General features: G+C 68.1%; 11 protein-coding genes. 6 read left to right on the top strand and 5 right to left on the bottom strand.

Going from position 1 to position 13,879, the window contains the following annotated elements:
- Positions 1-160: 160 nt before the first annotated feature.
- Both GOAMR_RS21310 and GOAMR_RS21305 read left to right on the top strand, forming a co-directional pair.
- The gene (locus tag GOAMR_RS21310) at positions 161-1,636 is read left to right on the top strand and encodes an RNA polymerase sigma factor (RefSeq protein ID WP_005192925.1); all 1,476 of its coding nucleotides are present in this window, start codon (positions 161-163) and stop codon (positions 1,634-1,636) included.
- A 207-nt stretch (positions 1,637-1,843) separates the two neighbouring features.
- Positions 1,844-2,050 (top strand): DUF7455 domain-containing protein, encoded by a 207-nt coding sequence (locus GOAMR_RS21305; RefSeq protein ID WP_005192923.1) that lies wholly within the window; start codon positions 1,844-1,846, stop codon positions 2,048-2,050.
- A 124-nt stretch (positions 2,051-2,174) separates the two neighbouring features.
- Here GOAMR_RS21305 and GOAMR_RS21300 read toward each other — a convergent pair whose 3' ends face one another.
- A complete protein-coding gene (locus GOAMR_RS21300) occupies positions 2,175-3,914 on the bottom strand; it encodes a DEAD/DEAH box helicase (protein ID WP_005192920.1) in 1,740 nt (579 codons plus the stop codon).
- Between the two features lie 500 nt (positions 3,915-4,414).
- On the opposite strand from GOAMR_RS21300, the gene GOAMR_RS21295 reads away from it, so the two are divergent.
- Positions 4,415-5,416: a YihY/virulence factor BrkB family protein gene (locus GOAMR_RS21295; RefSeq protein WP_373278791.1), complete on the top strand. Its 1,002-nt coding sequence runs from the start codon at positions 4,415-4,417 to the stop codon at positions 5,414-5,416.
- Positions 5,417-5,443: 27 nt separating this feature from the next.
- On the opposite strand, the gene GOAMR_RS21290 is transcribed toward GOAMR_RS21295, so the two are convergent.
- The gene (locus GOAMR_RS21290) at positions 5,444-5,701 is read right to left on the bottom strand and encodes a DUF3039 domain-containing protein (RefSeq protein ID WP_040516038.1); all 258 of its coding nucleotides are present in this window, start codon (positions 5,699-5,701) and stop codon (positions 5,444-5,446) included.
- A gap of 116 nt (positions 5,702-5,817) precedes the next feature.
- Between GOAMR_RS21290 and GOAMR_RS21285 the strand changes: the two genes are divergently transcribed.
- Together GOAMR_RS21285 and GOAMR_RS21280 are read left to right on the top strand one after the other, a co-directional pair.
- A complete protein-coding gene (locus tag GOAMR_RS21285; protein ID WP_005192912.1) occupies positions 5,818-6,204 on the top strand; it encodes a DUF3099 domain-containing protein in 387 nt (128 codons plus the stop codon).
- Between the two features lie 145 nt (positions 6,205-6,349).
- Entirely contained in the window at positions 6,350-7,348 is a 999-nt protein-coding gene (locus tag GOAMR_RS21280) for a sigma-70 family RNA polymerase sigma factor (RefSeq protein ID WP_005192909.1), read from the top strand.
- Positions 7,349-7,444: 96 nt separating this feature from the next.
- Here the strand turns inward: GOAMR_RS21280 and GOAMR_RS21275 are convergent, their stop codons facing one another.
- Positions 7,445-10,288 carry a bifunctional acetate--CoA ligase family protein/GNAT family N-acetyltransferase gene (locus GOAMR_RS21275; RefSeq protein ID WP_005192906.1) on the bottom strand — a complete coding sequence of 948 codons (2,844 nt, stop codon included), beginning with the start codon at positions 10,286-10,288 and terminating at the stop codon, positions 7,445-7,447.
- Positions 10,289-10,511: 223 nt separating this feature from the next.
- Positions 10,512-11,780, bottom strand: a complete 1,269-nt coding sequence (locus GOAMR_RS21270; protein WP_005192903.1) for an acetoin utilization protein AcuC — start codon at positions 11,778-11,780, stop codon at positions 10,512-10,514.
- Between the two features lie 160 nt (positions 11,781-11,940).
- On the opposite strand from GOAMR_RS21270, the gene GOAMR_RS21265 reads away from it, so the two are divergent.
- Positions 11,941-12,624, top strand: a complete 684-nt coding sequence (locus GOAMR_RS21265; protein ID WP_005192900.1) for an iron-dependent transcriptional repressor DtxR — start codon at positions 11,941-11,943, stop codon at positions 12,622-12,624.
- Between the two features lie 65 nt (positions 12,625-12,689).
- On the opposite strand, the gene GOAMR_RS21260 is transcribed toward GOAMR_RS21265, so the two are convergent.
- A complete protein-coding gene (locus GOAMR_RS21260; RefSeq protein ID WP_050942837.1) occupies positions 12,690-13,814 on the bottom strand; it encodes a DUF4192 domain-containing protein in 1,125 nt (374 codons plus the stop codon).
- Between the last annotated feature and the right edge of the window lie 65 nt (positions 13,815-13,879).

The following is a 13,879-nucleotide window of genomic DNA, read 5'->3' as shown; positions in this document are numbered from 1 at the left end:
GCGACTGCCGAACCGCCCCTGACCAGGCAAGTGATACTGTCGGGGGTCGGTTGTCGTTACAATGTCCCGTATCGGCCTCAAGCGCCGAGGAATCAAGCCCTGTTCTGCGGCGGACCGAGTCTGCCGCGACATTTGAGTGAGTCAGCTCGAAAGGTTGTACGTGGCAGCCACCAATACCCCCGTGGGTGACACCGAGGTCGTCGACGACGCGACGGCCGAGGCCGCTCCCACCCCTGCCAAGAAGGTCGCGAAGAAGGCCGCCAAGAAGGCGCCCGCTCGTAAGGCCCCCGCCAAGAAGGCGGCCGCCAAGAAGACCGCGAAGGCCCCTGCCAAGAAGACCGCGAAGAAAGCGGCGGCCAAGGCGACCTCGGCGGAGGGCGTCGGCGACGACATGGACGCCGATCCCGATTCGATCGACGATCTCGACGCCCCCGACGGTGACCTCGAGGACCTCGACATCGACGACGACATCGAGGTCGATGACGACGACACCGACGAGGACGACTCCGACGACGACTCCGAGACGGACGAGGACGAATCGCAGGAGGAGTCGGCCACCGACAAGGCCCCGGCCAAGGTCGGTGCGGCCACGGCGGGGGCGAAGAAGGCCACCAAAGCGGCCTCGGGTTCCGATTCGGCCAAGTCCGGCGACTTCGTCTGGGACGAGGACGAGTCCGAGGCCCTGCGGCAGGCGCGCAAGGACGCCGAGCTCACCGCGTCGGCCGACTCGGTGCGTGCCTACCTCAAGCAGATCGGCAAGGTCGCCCTCCTCAACGCCGAGGAGGAGGTCGAGCTGGCCAAGCGCATCGAGGCCGGCCTGTACGCCACCGAATGCCTGCGCCGCATCGTCGAGTCGGGTGAGAAGCTCGGCACCGCGCAGAAGCGCGACCTCAACTGGGTTTCGCGCGATGGCAACCGGGCCAAGAACCATCTGCTGGAGGCCAACCTCCGTCTGGTGGTGTCGCTGGCCAAGCGCTACACCGGTCGCGGCATGGCGTTCCTCGACCTCATCCAGGAAGGCAACCTGGGCCTGATCCGTGCCGTCGAGAAGTTCGACTACACCAAGGGCTACAAGTTCTCCACCTACGCCACCTGGTGGATCCGGCAGGCGATCACCCGCGCGATGGCCGACCAGGCCCGCACGATCCGCATCCCGGTCCACATGGTGGAGGTCATCAACAAGCTGGGCCGTATCCAGCGCGAGTTGCTGCAGGACCTGGGCCGCGAGCCGACCCCCGAAGAGCTCGCCAAAGAGATGGACATCACCCCGGAGAAGGTGCTGGAGATCCAGCAGTACGCCCGCGAGCCCATCTCACTGGACCAGACCATCGGCGACGAGGGTGATTCGCAGCTCGGCGACTTCATCGAGGACTCCGAGGCCGTGGTGGCCGTCGACGCGGTCAGCTTCACCCTGCTGCAAGATCAGTTGCAGTCGGTCCTGGAGACGCTGTCCGAGCGCGAGGCCGGTGTGGTCCGCCTGCGCTTCGGCCTGACCGACGGTCAGCCGCGGACGCTCGATGAGATCGGGCAGGTGTACGGGGTGACCCGTGAACGCATCCGGCAGATCGAGTCGAAGACGATGTCCAAGCTGCGTCACCCGTCGCGGTCACAGGTCCTGCGCGACTACCTCGACTAGTTCGGAACGGACGAATCGGGCCTCGGGTGACACTTGTGTGACCTGGATGTTTCGACGGGGTGTTGTGTCAGAGATGACACACCGAAAACGCTCCCGGAACAATACCTGGACGCCAAACGTCTGACAGAGTGAGGGAAGTACATCAGACCCGATGTACCGGCTCACGAAGGGCAGGCAACGTGTTGCCCACCCGGGACGGAGGAAAAAATGTCCGATATCGCCATGACGCCCCCGATCTCCATGCCACTCACGGCTGTTGACAGGTGCGACCGGTGCGGCGCCGCCGCCAAGGTCCGTGCCATCCTGCCCGCTGGTGGTGAACTGCTGTTCTGCCGGCATCACTACAACAGCCACGAGGCCCGCCTGGCCGAGCTCAGCGCAATCGTCGAGGATTCCGCCGCGGAGCTCGTCTGACCCCGTCACGGGCAGACTTCGTGAGGTCTTCCCCCTGAAACCCCCGATCCCCAACACGTCGATGCCCCGGCCGATTCGGCCGGGGCATCGTCGTATCTGTGCGACGTTCGGGCGAGGCCGCGCGCTACCACTTGCGCAGCGCGGCGATCCGTTCGCGGAGCTGATCGGCAGTGGCCATCGCCGTGGGCGGGCCACCGAGCGTGGTGCGCAGTTCCTTGTGCACCATGCCGTGCGGTTTCCCGGTGCGGTGGTGATGCAGCGCGACGAGACTGTTGAGTTCCTTACGCAGGGCATGGAGGTTATCGCCGGTGGTCGCGGGCGCCTCGGGTGCCGCGACGGTGGTGGCCTTGTCCGCGGTGCGGCGGGTGACCTGCTCATGCTGGCGTTTACTCAGCAGGGTGCGCACCTGATCGGCGTCGAGTAGGCCGGGCAGGCCCAGGTAATCCGATTCCTCGTCGCTGCCGGCGAAGGTGGCGGTGCCGAACGAGGAGCCGTCGAAGATCACCTGATCGAGTTCGGCGTCCGCGTGCAGCGACTGGAAGGACTTCTCCTCCTCCCCGGGCTCGTCCTTCTGCTTGTTGGCGTCGCTGATGAGGGCATCGTCGAGACCGTCACTCTCCCGGTGCGGCTTGCCCAGCACGTGATCGCGCTGGGCCTCCATCTCGCTGGCCAGGTTCAACAGCACCGGTACCGACGGCAGGAACACGCTGGCGGTCTCACCGGGGCGGCGCGAACGCACGAACCGGCCGATGGCCTGCGCGAAGTACAGCGGCGTCGACGCGCTGGTGGCGTAGACACCCACCGCGAGCCGCGGCACGTCCACACCCTCGGACACCATGCGCACCGCGACCATCCACTCGTCGTCGGAGGCGGAGAACTCGGCGATCCGGCCCGACGACTTGGGATCGTCGGAGAGCACCAGCGCCGGTCTGCGCCCGGTGATCGATTCGAGGAGCTCGGCATAGTCGCGGGCGTTGGTCTGGTCGGTGGCGATCACCAGACCACCGGCGTCGGGGATGCCCGACTCACGCAGCCGGGTGAGCCGGGTGTGCGCGGCCTGCAGCACGGCGGGGATCCAGTCGCCGTGCGGGTCGAGTGCGGTCCGCCACGCGCGTGCGGTGTGCTCGGCCGACAGCGGCTCGCCCAGGCGTGCGGTGAACTCCTCACCGGCGCTGGTGCGCCAGCTGGCCTGCCCGCTGTAGGCCAGGAACACCACCGGCCGGACCACACCGTCTGCGAGGGCGTCGGCGTAGCCGTAGGTGTGGTCGGCACGCGACCGCAGCACACCGCCCTCCTCCGGTTCGTACGTGACGAACGGGATCGGCGAGTCGTCGGAACGGAACGGTGTTCCGGTGAGCGCCAGCCGCCGGGTGGCGTCGGAGAACGCCTCACGGATGGCCTCGCCCCACGACTTGGCGTCACCGCCGTGGTGGATCTCGTCGAGGATCACCAGTGTCCTGCGGTTCTCGGTGCGCACGCGGTGCCGGTATGGGTGCGCGGCGACCTGCGCGTAGGTGAGGACGACACCGTGATAGTCGGAGCTGGTCTGGCCGGTCGAGTTGCTGAACCGCGAATCGAGGGCGATCCCGACGCGGGCGGCGGCCTCGGCCCACTGATGCTTGAGGTGCTCGGTGGGTGCGACAACGGTGATCGCCTCGACGGTCTTGTCGTCGAGCAGTTCGCGGGCGATCCGCAAACCAAAGGTCGTCTTGCCCGCGCCGGGGGTGGCGACGGCCAGGAAGTCGGTGGGTTTGGTCGCCAGATACTTGGTGAGGGCGCGTCGCTGCCAGGCGCGGAGCCGGATCCCTGACGCACCTTCTGGCGCCGTGACCGTACTCGCGGCGGCCGAATGTGCTTGGCTCACGTGTGTGCCGACTCCTTACGGGAACTCCGCCGGCCACGCCTGCGCGCGCGGCCGGGAACCTAGACATGCTACCCCCGCGAACACCCGGAGCCCGGTCCGCGACAGCGTGCTCGAGGCCACTGTTTCGAGGTCCGGGCCGCGACACGCCGGGGCGCGGTACCGACCCCCGTAGCGTGTTCGCCGATCCGATCCGCCACCATAGGGACATTGCTACGCGACATCGACACCCGGCACCCACACCCGACGACGACCCCCCGTCGCCGGTCGTACCCGGTCACCCTGATGCCGCCCGCCGCAATCCCGCACCGATCGAGCCTGTCTCACCCGAATTGGCCGGACTCGACCCACATCAACCCGATACCGATCACCTCGACACCGATCACCTCGACGCCACGACCCTCGACACCGAGCCGCTGCGCACCCCCGCGGCAGCCGCACCGGCAGCGGTGACCACCCCCGCAGGAGCTCCCGACGAGACGAGCACGCCCGCACAGCAGGCGATCGGCGGTGCGGGACAGGCACGTCCGGCCCGGCTGCCGGTACTGCCGAATCTGCACAAGATGGTGTGGCGCACGATCGTCAACTCCTGGGACCACGGCATCGTCGGCTGGGCCGCGCAGGCGGCGTTCTGGCAGGCGCTGTCGCTGCCGCCGCTGCTGCTGGGTCTGCTCGGCAGCGTCGGCTACGTCTCGAGCTGGTTCGGCGCCGACACCACCACGGTCATCTCGGACAAGATCATCTCGCTGGCCGGGCGCGCGTTCTCCGACAACGTGATGAACGACCTCATCACCCCGACGGTGGAGAACGTGCTCAGCAACGGCAAGGTGTCGGTGGTGTCCGTCGGCTTCGTCATGTCGCTGTGGGCCGGGTCGTCGGCCGTGTCCTGCTACGTCGCGTCGATCGTGCGCGCCCACGACCAGCACGAGGTCCGTAATCCGGTCTGGCAGCGGATCTTCGCGCTGCTGCTCTACGTGGTGTTCCTGGCGGTATCGGTGATCGTGCTGCCGCTGGTCGCCCTCGGCCCGACCTATCTGCGGCGGATCGTGCCGGACGAATGGGATTCATGGGTCACCCGGCTCATCGACTACGGCTACTTCCCCGCCGTCGCAATCCTGTTGATCGGCGTCCTGACCACGCTCTACCATCTCGCGCTGCCCAACCCGCTGCCCTGGCACCGGCTGCTCGCCGGGGCGATCCTGGCGGCGGTGTTCTTCTGGGTGTCGAGCTCAATTCTGCGCGAATACCTGGCGACGATCACCAAGGCCGGCGTCTCATACGGCGCGCTCGCGACCCCGATCGCGTTCCTGCTGTTCGCATTCTTCCTGGGCTTCGCGATCGTGGGCGGAGCCGAACTCAACGCGGCGATCCAGTCGATGTGGCCCGCCAAACCGACCGCATCCACCCAGGTCCGGGAGTGGGTCAACTCCCAGACGTCGGACCTCACCGACCAGATCAAGACGCTGCCCGAGCGGTTCGGCAGCGGCCCGATCCGGCGGCGATAGCCACGCACACCCCGGTGACCGGGGTCGCTACTCCTTGCGCATCCGGTTGTAGATCTTCTTGCACTTGGGGCATACAGGTGACCCTGGCTTGGGTGACCGGGTCACCGGGAAGGTCTCCCCGCACAGCGCCACCACATGGTTGCCCATGACCGCGCTCTCAGCGATCTTGTTCTTCTTCACGTAGTGGAAGAACTTCGGGGTATCGTCATCACCCCGGTCGGTGGCGTCGGTATCCGGGCGTTCCTTGATGTCGACATCGGGGCGGTCGATAGTCTGCGTTCCCATGCGCACCATGATAGGTGCGCGGCTCCGACTGGGATAGGTGAGCGCCTCTGCCGTGGGGGTAGGGAAGCGGCCGGCACCGGCTTGCGACCGCGATCAAATGCGCGGACAGTGGAGGTATGGGCAACCAACGATCCGCCGACGCGTTCCTGATCACCGACGCAGAGGAATCGTTCGAGGCACAGCACCGCGCCCGGGTGCGTAAATATCTGACGCTGATGGCGTTCCGGGCCCCGGCGCTGATCCTGGCGGCCATCGCCTACAGCGTCACCGGCTCGGGCCTGCTCGCGCTGGGCATCGTCGTGCTGTCCATTCCCCTGCCATGGGTGGCGGTGCTGATAGCCAACGACCGTCCGGCCCGTAAACGCGGCGAGGAACCGCAGTATCGCTACGGCGCCGAACACCACGTGACCGGTCCTCTGCCGATCGAGACCACCGGCCGGGCGATCGGGAACACCACCGTCGAGGGCACCGTCGTCGACGGTTCCCCGCGCGGCGACTCTTAGCAACTTCTCAGCCGATCACCCCTGACGACCTTCCATCGGAGCAGGTCACAGCGCTTCTCCGGGTTTCACCGATCGGGAGGTCCCGGGAACTTTGCGGCCGCCGGGTCCGTTGAATCCTGTGAACGCACTCGATTCAGGAGGCCGAATGTCACGCTCGACAATTGCACGCCCGGAAGTCGCCACCACCCCCAGCACGCGCCCGCAGATGACCGAGCAGGATCTGGATGCGCAATCCCCCGCCGCCGACCTCGTCCGGGTCTACCTCAACGGAATCGGGCGCACCGCCCTGCTGAACGCCGAGCAGGAAGTCGAACTCGCCAAGCAGATCGAGGTCGGCCTGTACGCCCGCCATCTCCTCGACAGCGGCAAGCGCATGACCGCCGCAAAGAAGCGGGATCTGGCCATCATCGTCCGTGAGGGCGAGATCGCTCGCTCGCATCTGCTGGAGGCCAATCTGCGGCTGGTGGTATCGCTGGCCAAGCGCTACACCGGCCGCGGCATGCCCCTGCTGGACCTGATCCAGGAGGGCAACCTGGGCCTGATCCGGGCGATGGAGAAGTTCGACTACGCCAAGGGCTTCAAGTTCTCCACCTACGCCACCTGGTGGATCCGGCAGGCCATCACCCGCGGCATGGCCGATCAGAGCCGCACCATCCGCCTCCCCGTCCACCTCGTCGAGCAGGTCAACAAGATCGCCCGTATCAAGCGCGAACTGCATCAGCAGCTCGGCCGGGAGGCCACCGACGCCGAGATCTCCAACGAGTCGGGCATCCCCGAGGAGAAGATCGCCGATCTGCTCGATCACAGCCGCGACCCTGTGAGCCTGGACATGCCCGTCGGCAACGACGAGGAGGCACCGCTCGGTGACTTCATCGAGGACGCCGAGGCAACGTCGGCGGAGAACGTGGTCATCTCGGGCCTGCTGCATTCGGATATCCGGGCTGTGCTCGCCACCCTCGACGAGCGCGAACAGCAGGTCATCCGCATGCGCTACGGCCTCGACGACGGTCAGCCCCGCACCCTCGACCAGATCGGGCGTGCCTTCGGTCTGTCCCGGGAACGTGTCCGGCAGATCGAACGCGAGGTGATGGGCAAGCTGCGTCACGGAGACCGCGCCGAACGGCTCCGCGCCTACGCGAGCTGAGCAGCGGAGTACGCCTTTTTCGATCCGAGCCGCCACGGGGCCCAGAGCCCTGTGGCGGCTCGTGACATCTCGGGCACAAGCCCGGTGCCGACCCGGCTACAGCCTGCGGGGACCGCTGTCGGCGCGGGTCGGCACCGGACCGAGCACCACCTCCGCCGACAATACGGCCGCACCCTCCGGCGACACCAGGATCGGATCGATGGCCAGGCTCCGGATCTCCGCGTTGTCCTCACCGAGCGCTGACACCCGCACCAGCAGGTCGGCGAGTGCGGCCGTATCCACGCCACTCCCATCGCCCTCGCCGTGCACCAGCGCCGACGACCGCGGTTCCAGGAGCAACTCCCTCGCGTCGTACTCGGTCAACGGCATTGCACGGTAGCCGCGGTCGCCGAGCAGTTCGAACGTCCGGCCCGACAAACCGTAGGAGATGATCGAACCGAACGAGCGATCATCACGGATCTCGATGACCGTTCCGATACCTTTGGGTGCCATCTTCTGCACGTGCAGCACCGCGTCGCCCGTGAGCGCCGACAGTTCGGTGAACGCGGTGATCACGGCGGTGGCGTCGGGCAGGTCCAGGCGCGCACCCTCCCGGTCCAGCCGGCCCCGCCACGACGATGACGTCGCCTTCACCGCCACCGGGAAACCCAGTTCCCGGGCGGCTGCCGAGGCCTCGTGCATCGTGCGGACCTCCCGGAACGGCACCACGTGAATGCCATACTTCTCCAGAAGCTGCTGCGAGGCAATGGGATCGAGCCGCACGGTGGGCGCTTCGCCGGCACCGGCCTCAGGCAGGTCGGCGAGTGCCTCGCGGACCAGGGTGCGGGCGCCTTCGTGATCGATCCCGTCCGCCCGGACGGGGTCGACCTCGGGCCGTTCCCGCCAATTGGCGTACTGCCAGGCCCGCGCCAGCGCCGTCGCCGCCCGTTCGGGGCTCGGATACGACGGGATGGACCCGAACGCCGGCAACCCGTCCGGTCCCGGTTTCGTCAGGCCCGGCGGCACACCCTCGACAGCCAGGAACGTCGACACGATCGGTTTGGGCGCATCCGCACCGGGGGTGCCGGCTGCGGCCATCAGCGCCCGGGCGTGCCAGTCCGCGTCCACGGCCACCGGGGGCACGAACACCACCAGGACCGAGTCGACACCGGGGTCGGTCATCGCCTCGGTGACCGCGTCCTCGAACGCGTCTTCGGACGCGCCCGCGCCCAGGTCGACGGTGTCGGTGACCTCCAGGCCCAGCGCCCGCGCGGTCTCGGCCGCGAGGCTGCCCAGGACCGACGAATTGCCGATGATCCGGGTCCGTGGTCCCCTCGGCAGCGGCTGGAACGCGAACACCGAACCGCAGTCGAAGAGTTCGTCGAGCGTGTCGACTCGCACCACGCCCGCCTGTTCGAGCACCATCTGCGCGATCTCGTCGTCGATGCGGCCGGCCTGCGTGCGGGCCGCACGCACCGGTGACATGGCGTTGTTGCGGCGCTTGACCGCCACGATCGGCTTGGATTGCGATACCCGCCGCGCGATGCGCGAGAACTTGCGCGGGTTACCGAAGCTCTCCAGATACAGCAGCACCACATCGGTGGCGGTATCGGAGTCCCAGTACTGCAGCAGGTCGTTGCCCGACACGTCGGCGCGGTTACCGGCCGAGACGAACGTCGACAGCCCGATCTGCCGCTGGGCCGCGGTGTCGAGGATGGTGATGCCGAGCGCACCGGACTGGCAGAAGAACCCGACGCGGCCCGGTTGCGGGATCCGCGGCGCGAGGGTGGCGTTCAGCGCGATCTCCGGGTCGTTGTTGACCACGCCGAGCGCGTTCGGCCCGACCAGCCGCATGCCGTGCTCCCGGACCTGCGTCAGCAGCCGGTTCTCGCTTTCGAGGCCTTCGCTGCCGGCGTCGCCGAAGCCGGAGGTGACCACGACGAGGGTGCGCACACCCTTGACGAGGCAGTCGTCGAGGACGGCGTCGACCCGTGCGGCGGGAACGGCGACAACGGCGAGATCGACCGGGTCGGGAATGTCGCGCACCGTCGGATACGCGCGGATACCGTTGACGGACGGCTGACGTTGACGTGAGCGGCGGGCCGGGGGCGTATAGGCCGATCCCATCATCGCCGCCCACGGCTTCGGCTTGGTCCCCGCTTTCGCGTCCCCGTCCTTATCGTCACCGCTCTCGTCGTCCCCGTCGTTGTGGACCGGCCCGTTCACCGGATACACCGGCCCCGCGAAACCGGCCGCGACGATGTTGCGCAGCAACGCGTTGCCGACCTTGCGCGGGTCGGTCGAGGCGCCGATGACCGCCACGGACATAGGCCGCAGCAGGTTGGCGACACTGCGCGCCTCGGAGGCGCGTTCGCGGGCGTTGCGTACCGACGAGATCGCGTCGGTGGGGTCGATCTCGAACTCGACATGCACGGTGCTGCCGTCGAAACTGCGCGACAACTGGTACCCGGCGTCGCGGAACACCGCCACCATATTGGGGTTCTCGCTGAGCACCTCCGCTTCGAACTTGGTAAATCCGTTCTCGGCGGCCGCACCGGCGAGGTGTTCGAGCAGCACCGGCCCCAGACCGCGGCCCTGATGTTCGTCGGCCACCACGAACGCGACCTCCGCGGCGTCGGGCCTGCCGTCGATCGCCAGTCCCTCGTAGACACCCATCGCGATGATGTCGTCGGCCAGCACCGCCACGATCGCCACCCGATTGTGGTGGTCGACGGTGGTCATACGGGCCACCTCGCGCGCGGGAAGGCGCGGTGTGGGGCCGAAGTACCGCATGTAGCGGGTGCGTTCGGACAGTCCCGCATGGAACCGGACAAGCCTGTCGGCGTCGTCGGGCACGATCGGGCGCAGATGCACGACGCCACCGTCGGAGGCGAGGACGTCGGCGATCCAGTGCCGCGGATAGTCCCAGGGACTCCGGCCCGACGAGTCGCCCTGCGCCACATCCGTCGGGGACTCTGCCGACTGGACCGCGGCGGCTTGGGATTCGGGGCCCTGAGACTCGGAAGCCCGGGATTCGGAAGCCTGGGATTCGGGAGCTTGGGCTTGCCCTGTCGCGGCGTCCCTGGTCGAGTTCCCGGGAGTCGAGTTCTCGGGGGTCTGTTCCGGCTCGGATGTGCTGGCGGCTGATGCCGGCTCGGGTTGACGGTGATCGGGTGCCGACTGATCAGTCACGCGGGTCCTCCGGGTCGAGTCCATGTAGGGGGTAAACAGCACGTCTGGTGGCGAGGATCCCACGATCGGTTTGCCGCTGCGCGACTTCGGTGATTCCCTCCGGCGGCGACTGACCGGTGTCCCCGTCCCAGGCGACATAGTCGACATCGCCGCCGTCGCCCATCGACTCCTCCGGCGGCCGCGCATAGTCGGGGTGGACCTCGGTGGCCACCGTCACGGCCTCGGTGTACCAGTCGTCGCCGACCGGGGTGGTCACGTCGACGTCGCGGTCGAGGACGGTGGCGATCAGGTGTGTCCAGCTCCGCGGCACCACGTTGACCACCCCGTAGCCGCCACCGCCGACCGCGACCCAGTTGCCGTCGGCGTACGCGTCGGCGCAGGTGCGCAATGCCTGCATCGCCGCGCGCTGGCCATCGACGGTCAGCGCCAGATCGGTCAGCGGATCGGCGCGATGGCTGTCGGCCCCGCACTGGGTGATCAGGATCTGTGGGCGGAACTGCTCGAGCAGCGACGGCACCACCGCGTGGAAGGCCCGCAGCCACAGTCGGTCGCTCACCTCAGGCATCAGCGCCAGGTTGACCGCGGTGCCCTGTGCGTCGCCGGTGCCGATTTCGGTGGGCCATCCCGTGCCCGGCCAGAGCGTGGCCGGATGCTGGTGCAGCGAGATGGTCAGCACCCGCGGATCAGCCGCGAAGGCCGTCTCGACACCGTCACCATGGTGGGCGTCGATGTCGATATAGGCGACCCGGTCGTAGCCGTTGTCGAGCAGCCACTGGATGGCGACCGAGCAGTCGTTGTAGATGCAGAAGCCCGCGGCGTGCGACTTCATGGCGTGGTGCATGCCGCCGCCGATGTTCACCGCCCGCCGCACCGATCCGGAGGCCACCGCCTGCGCCGCTGCCAGAGTGCCGCCTACGAGCAGCCGGCCGGCCTCGTGCATGCCGGTGAACACCGGGTTGTCGGCGCTGCCGAGACCGAACAGCCGCTCGAGCAGCTGCCCGGACAGCGCCGCCGAGCCCGAGCCGACGGCTCGCACGGCATCGATGTAGTCCTGGCCGTGGATCACAGTCAGCGCCGAATCGTCGATCTGCTGGGGCGGAACCTCCTCGATGCCGTCGAGAACACCGAGGCCACGGGCCAGCGACATGGTCAGGGCCAGCCTGACCGGGTTCATCGGATGCGTGTACGCCCACTTGTAAGCGAGAAAATCCTCGCTCCAGATGACCGCTGCGCTGGGGTCTGAGTTGGTGCCGCTTGTCACATCTTCAATCTAGTGGGCGCCGGACGGAATCCGCGACAGTTCCGCGGCATGCGGCCCGGACACACCCGATCGCCGGCGAGACACGCGAATACTCGATGATGAGAAGGGTGTTCCGGTCCTGCTCAGGGTAGCCTTGACAGAGACGAAGGGACTGCGCCACGTGAACGATCTTGTCGATACCACCGAGATGTATCTGCGGACGATCTACGACCTCGAAGAAGAAGGCATCGTCCCGCTGCGTGCGAGGATCGCCGAGCGGCTCGAGCAGAGCGGACCGACGGTCTCGCAGACGGTTGCACGGATGGAACGTGACGGACTCGTGCATGTGGCGGGCGACCGTCACCTGCAGTTGACCGAGAAGGGCCGTCGCCTGGCCGTGGCCGTGATGCGCAAGCACCGCCTGGCCGAGCGGCTGCTGGTGGACGTCATCGGCCTGCCGTGGGATGAGGTCCACGAGGAGGCCTGCCGCTGGGAACATGTGATGAGCGACAACGTCGAGCGGCGGCTGCTCGCGGTCCTCAACAACCCCACCACGTCCCCGTACGGCAACCCAATCCCCGGCCTGGAACTGCTCGGCGTCGACGTCCCGGCCGCCGAGGACGGCGCGAGCCGGCTCTCTGATCTGCCACAGGGCGAGTCGGTGGCGGTGATCGTCCGCCGGCTGTCCGAGCACGCGCAGTCCGATCCCGAACTCATCGCGACGCTCCGCGAGGCCGGTGTGGTGCCCAACGCGCGCGTCGCCGTGACCCAGACCCCCCAGCAGGTGGTGATCAGCTCCCCCGGCCATGACGGGCTGGAGTTGTCCCACGAGCTGGCGCACTCGATCTTCGTCGAAAAGGTCTGATCACCGCGGTCCGATACCGGCAAGAGTACCGGTGATCGGCTGCGGTACAGCACATCCCGCCTCGCTCACCGACCGACCTGCGCCGCCGTCGGCGGGGGCAGATCGACGCCGAGCGAGGCGGCGAGTTCGTAGGAGTGACCGACAATGTCCCACAGCATGGCCGGGTGCGCACCGGTATGCAGTGCCTGGGACAGCAGGACGGCGAACGACCAGTCGGGGTCTGCGTCGAGCGCGCAGTCCAGCGCCACCGCCGCGTAGGCGCCTTCGCCTGCGATGTAGTGCAGGTGTGCCAGTAGCGACGCGGCGCTGGCTCGGGCGGTGCCATTGAGCCGCCGCGCCAATGTCCGCCATAACGTCTCGGCGTCGCCGCGCAGGTCGGTGACGGCGAGCGCCAGCAGCGCATCGCGCACGGTGAGGTCGGTCAGCGCCGTGGCCAGCGTCGCGGCGTCCGCACATCCGATCGCGGCGGGACGTGGCTCTCGACGTCGCAGGTGTGCCAGCACGAGCCGCAGCAGTGCCGCGCTGTCACCACCTGAACCCGCCGGGCCGGTACACGACCGGCATTCACAGGTCAGCGGGTCGAGCATGGTCCGCAGCTCGTCCCGGCAGTCCAGCACGCGGCGGCCGGTGGTGACGACCTCCCGCACGGCCGTCGGCGAGGTGTGCGGGTCCTCGACCAGTCCTTCCCGGGATGCGGGGACCTGGACGGGCGCAGCGACACCTGTCCCGGTCGGGCCGCCACGCCCGGCCCACCAGCGTTGTCCCTGGGCGATCCGGGCGGTGATCAGGCCCGCCGACAGTCCTCCGCAGGAGGCGAAGGCGCGCTCGCACAGCGCGAGGATCGTCCGGTATTCCGGCCCCTCGATCCGGTGTCTGTCATCGGCGATCACCGCCACCACCGCCTCGGCCCCGTATTCCCGGCCCAGCTCTCCGATACCGGCGATCGTCGCTCTCAGTTCGGTCGACGGCCGACCGTCCTGCCGGAGCAGAAGATCGTAGCGCATGGTGGCGATGATCGTGTGATCGCGGCGGAAGGTGAGCACGATCAACGACCGGTCGGGCACGAATCCGAGCAGCGCCGGAATGGCGGTGATCAGGGTTGTGGCGTGAACCGGTCGCCGTGGGACCGAGTCGTCGAGTGGGGAACTGTCTGGCGGGGAACCGTCGAGTGGGGAATCATGGTGTGCCATAGGAGAAATCGTCCGGCCCCCGGAAACCCGGTCCAGGGGCCGCGGCGTCACTGTCCCCAGCACCC

This window comes from Gordonia amarae NBRC 15530, assembly GCF_000241345.1.
GTDB classification, from domain to species: Bacteria; Actinomycetota; Actinomycetes; order Mycobacteriales; family Mycobacteriaceae; genus Gordonia; species Gordonia amarae.
Note: the sequence above shows the minus strand (reverse complement) of the source record. Positions and strands in the feature narration are given on the sequence as shown.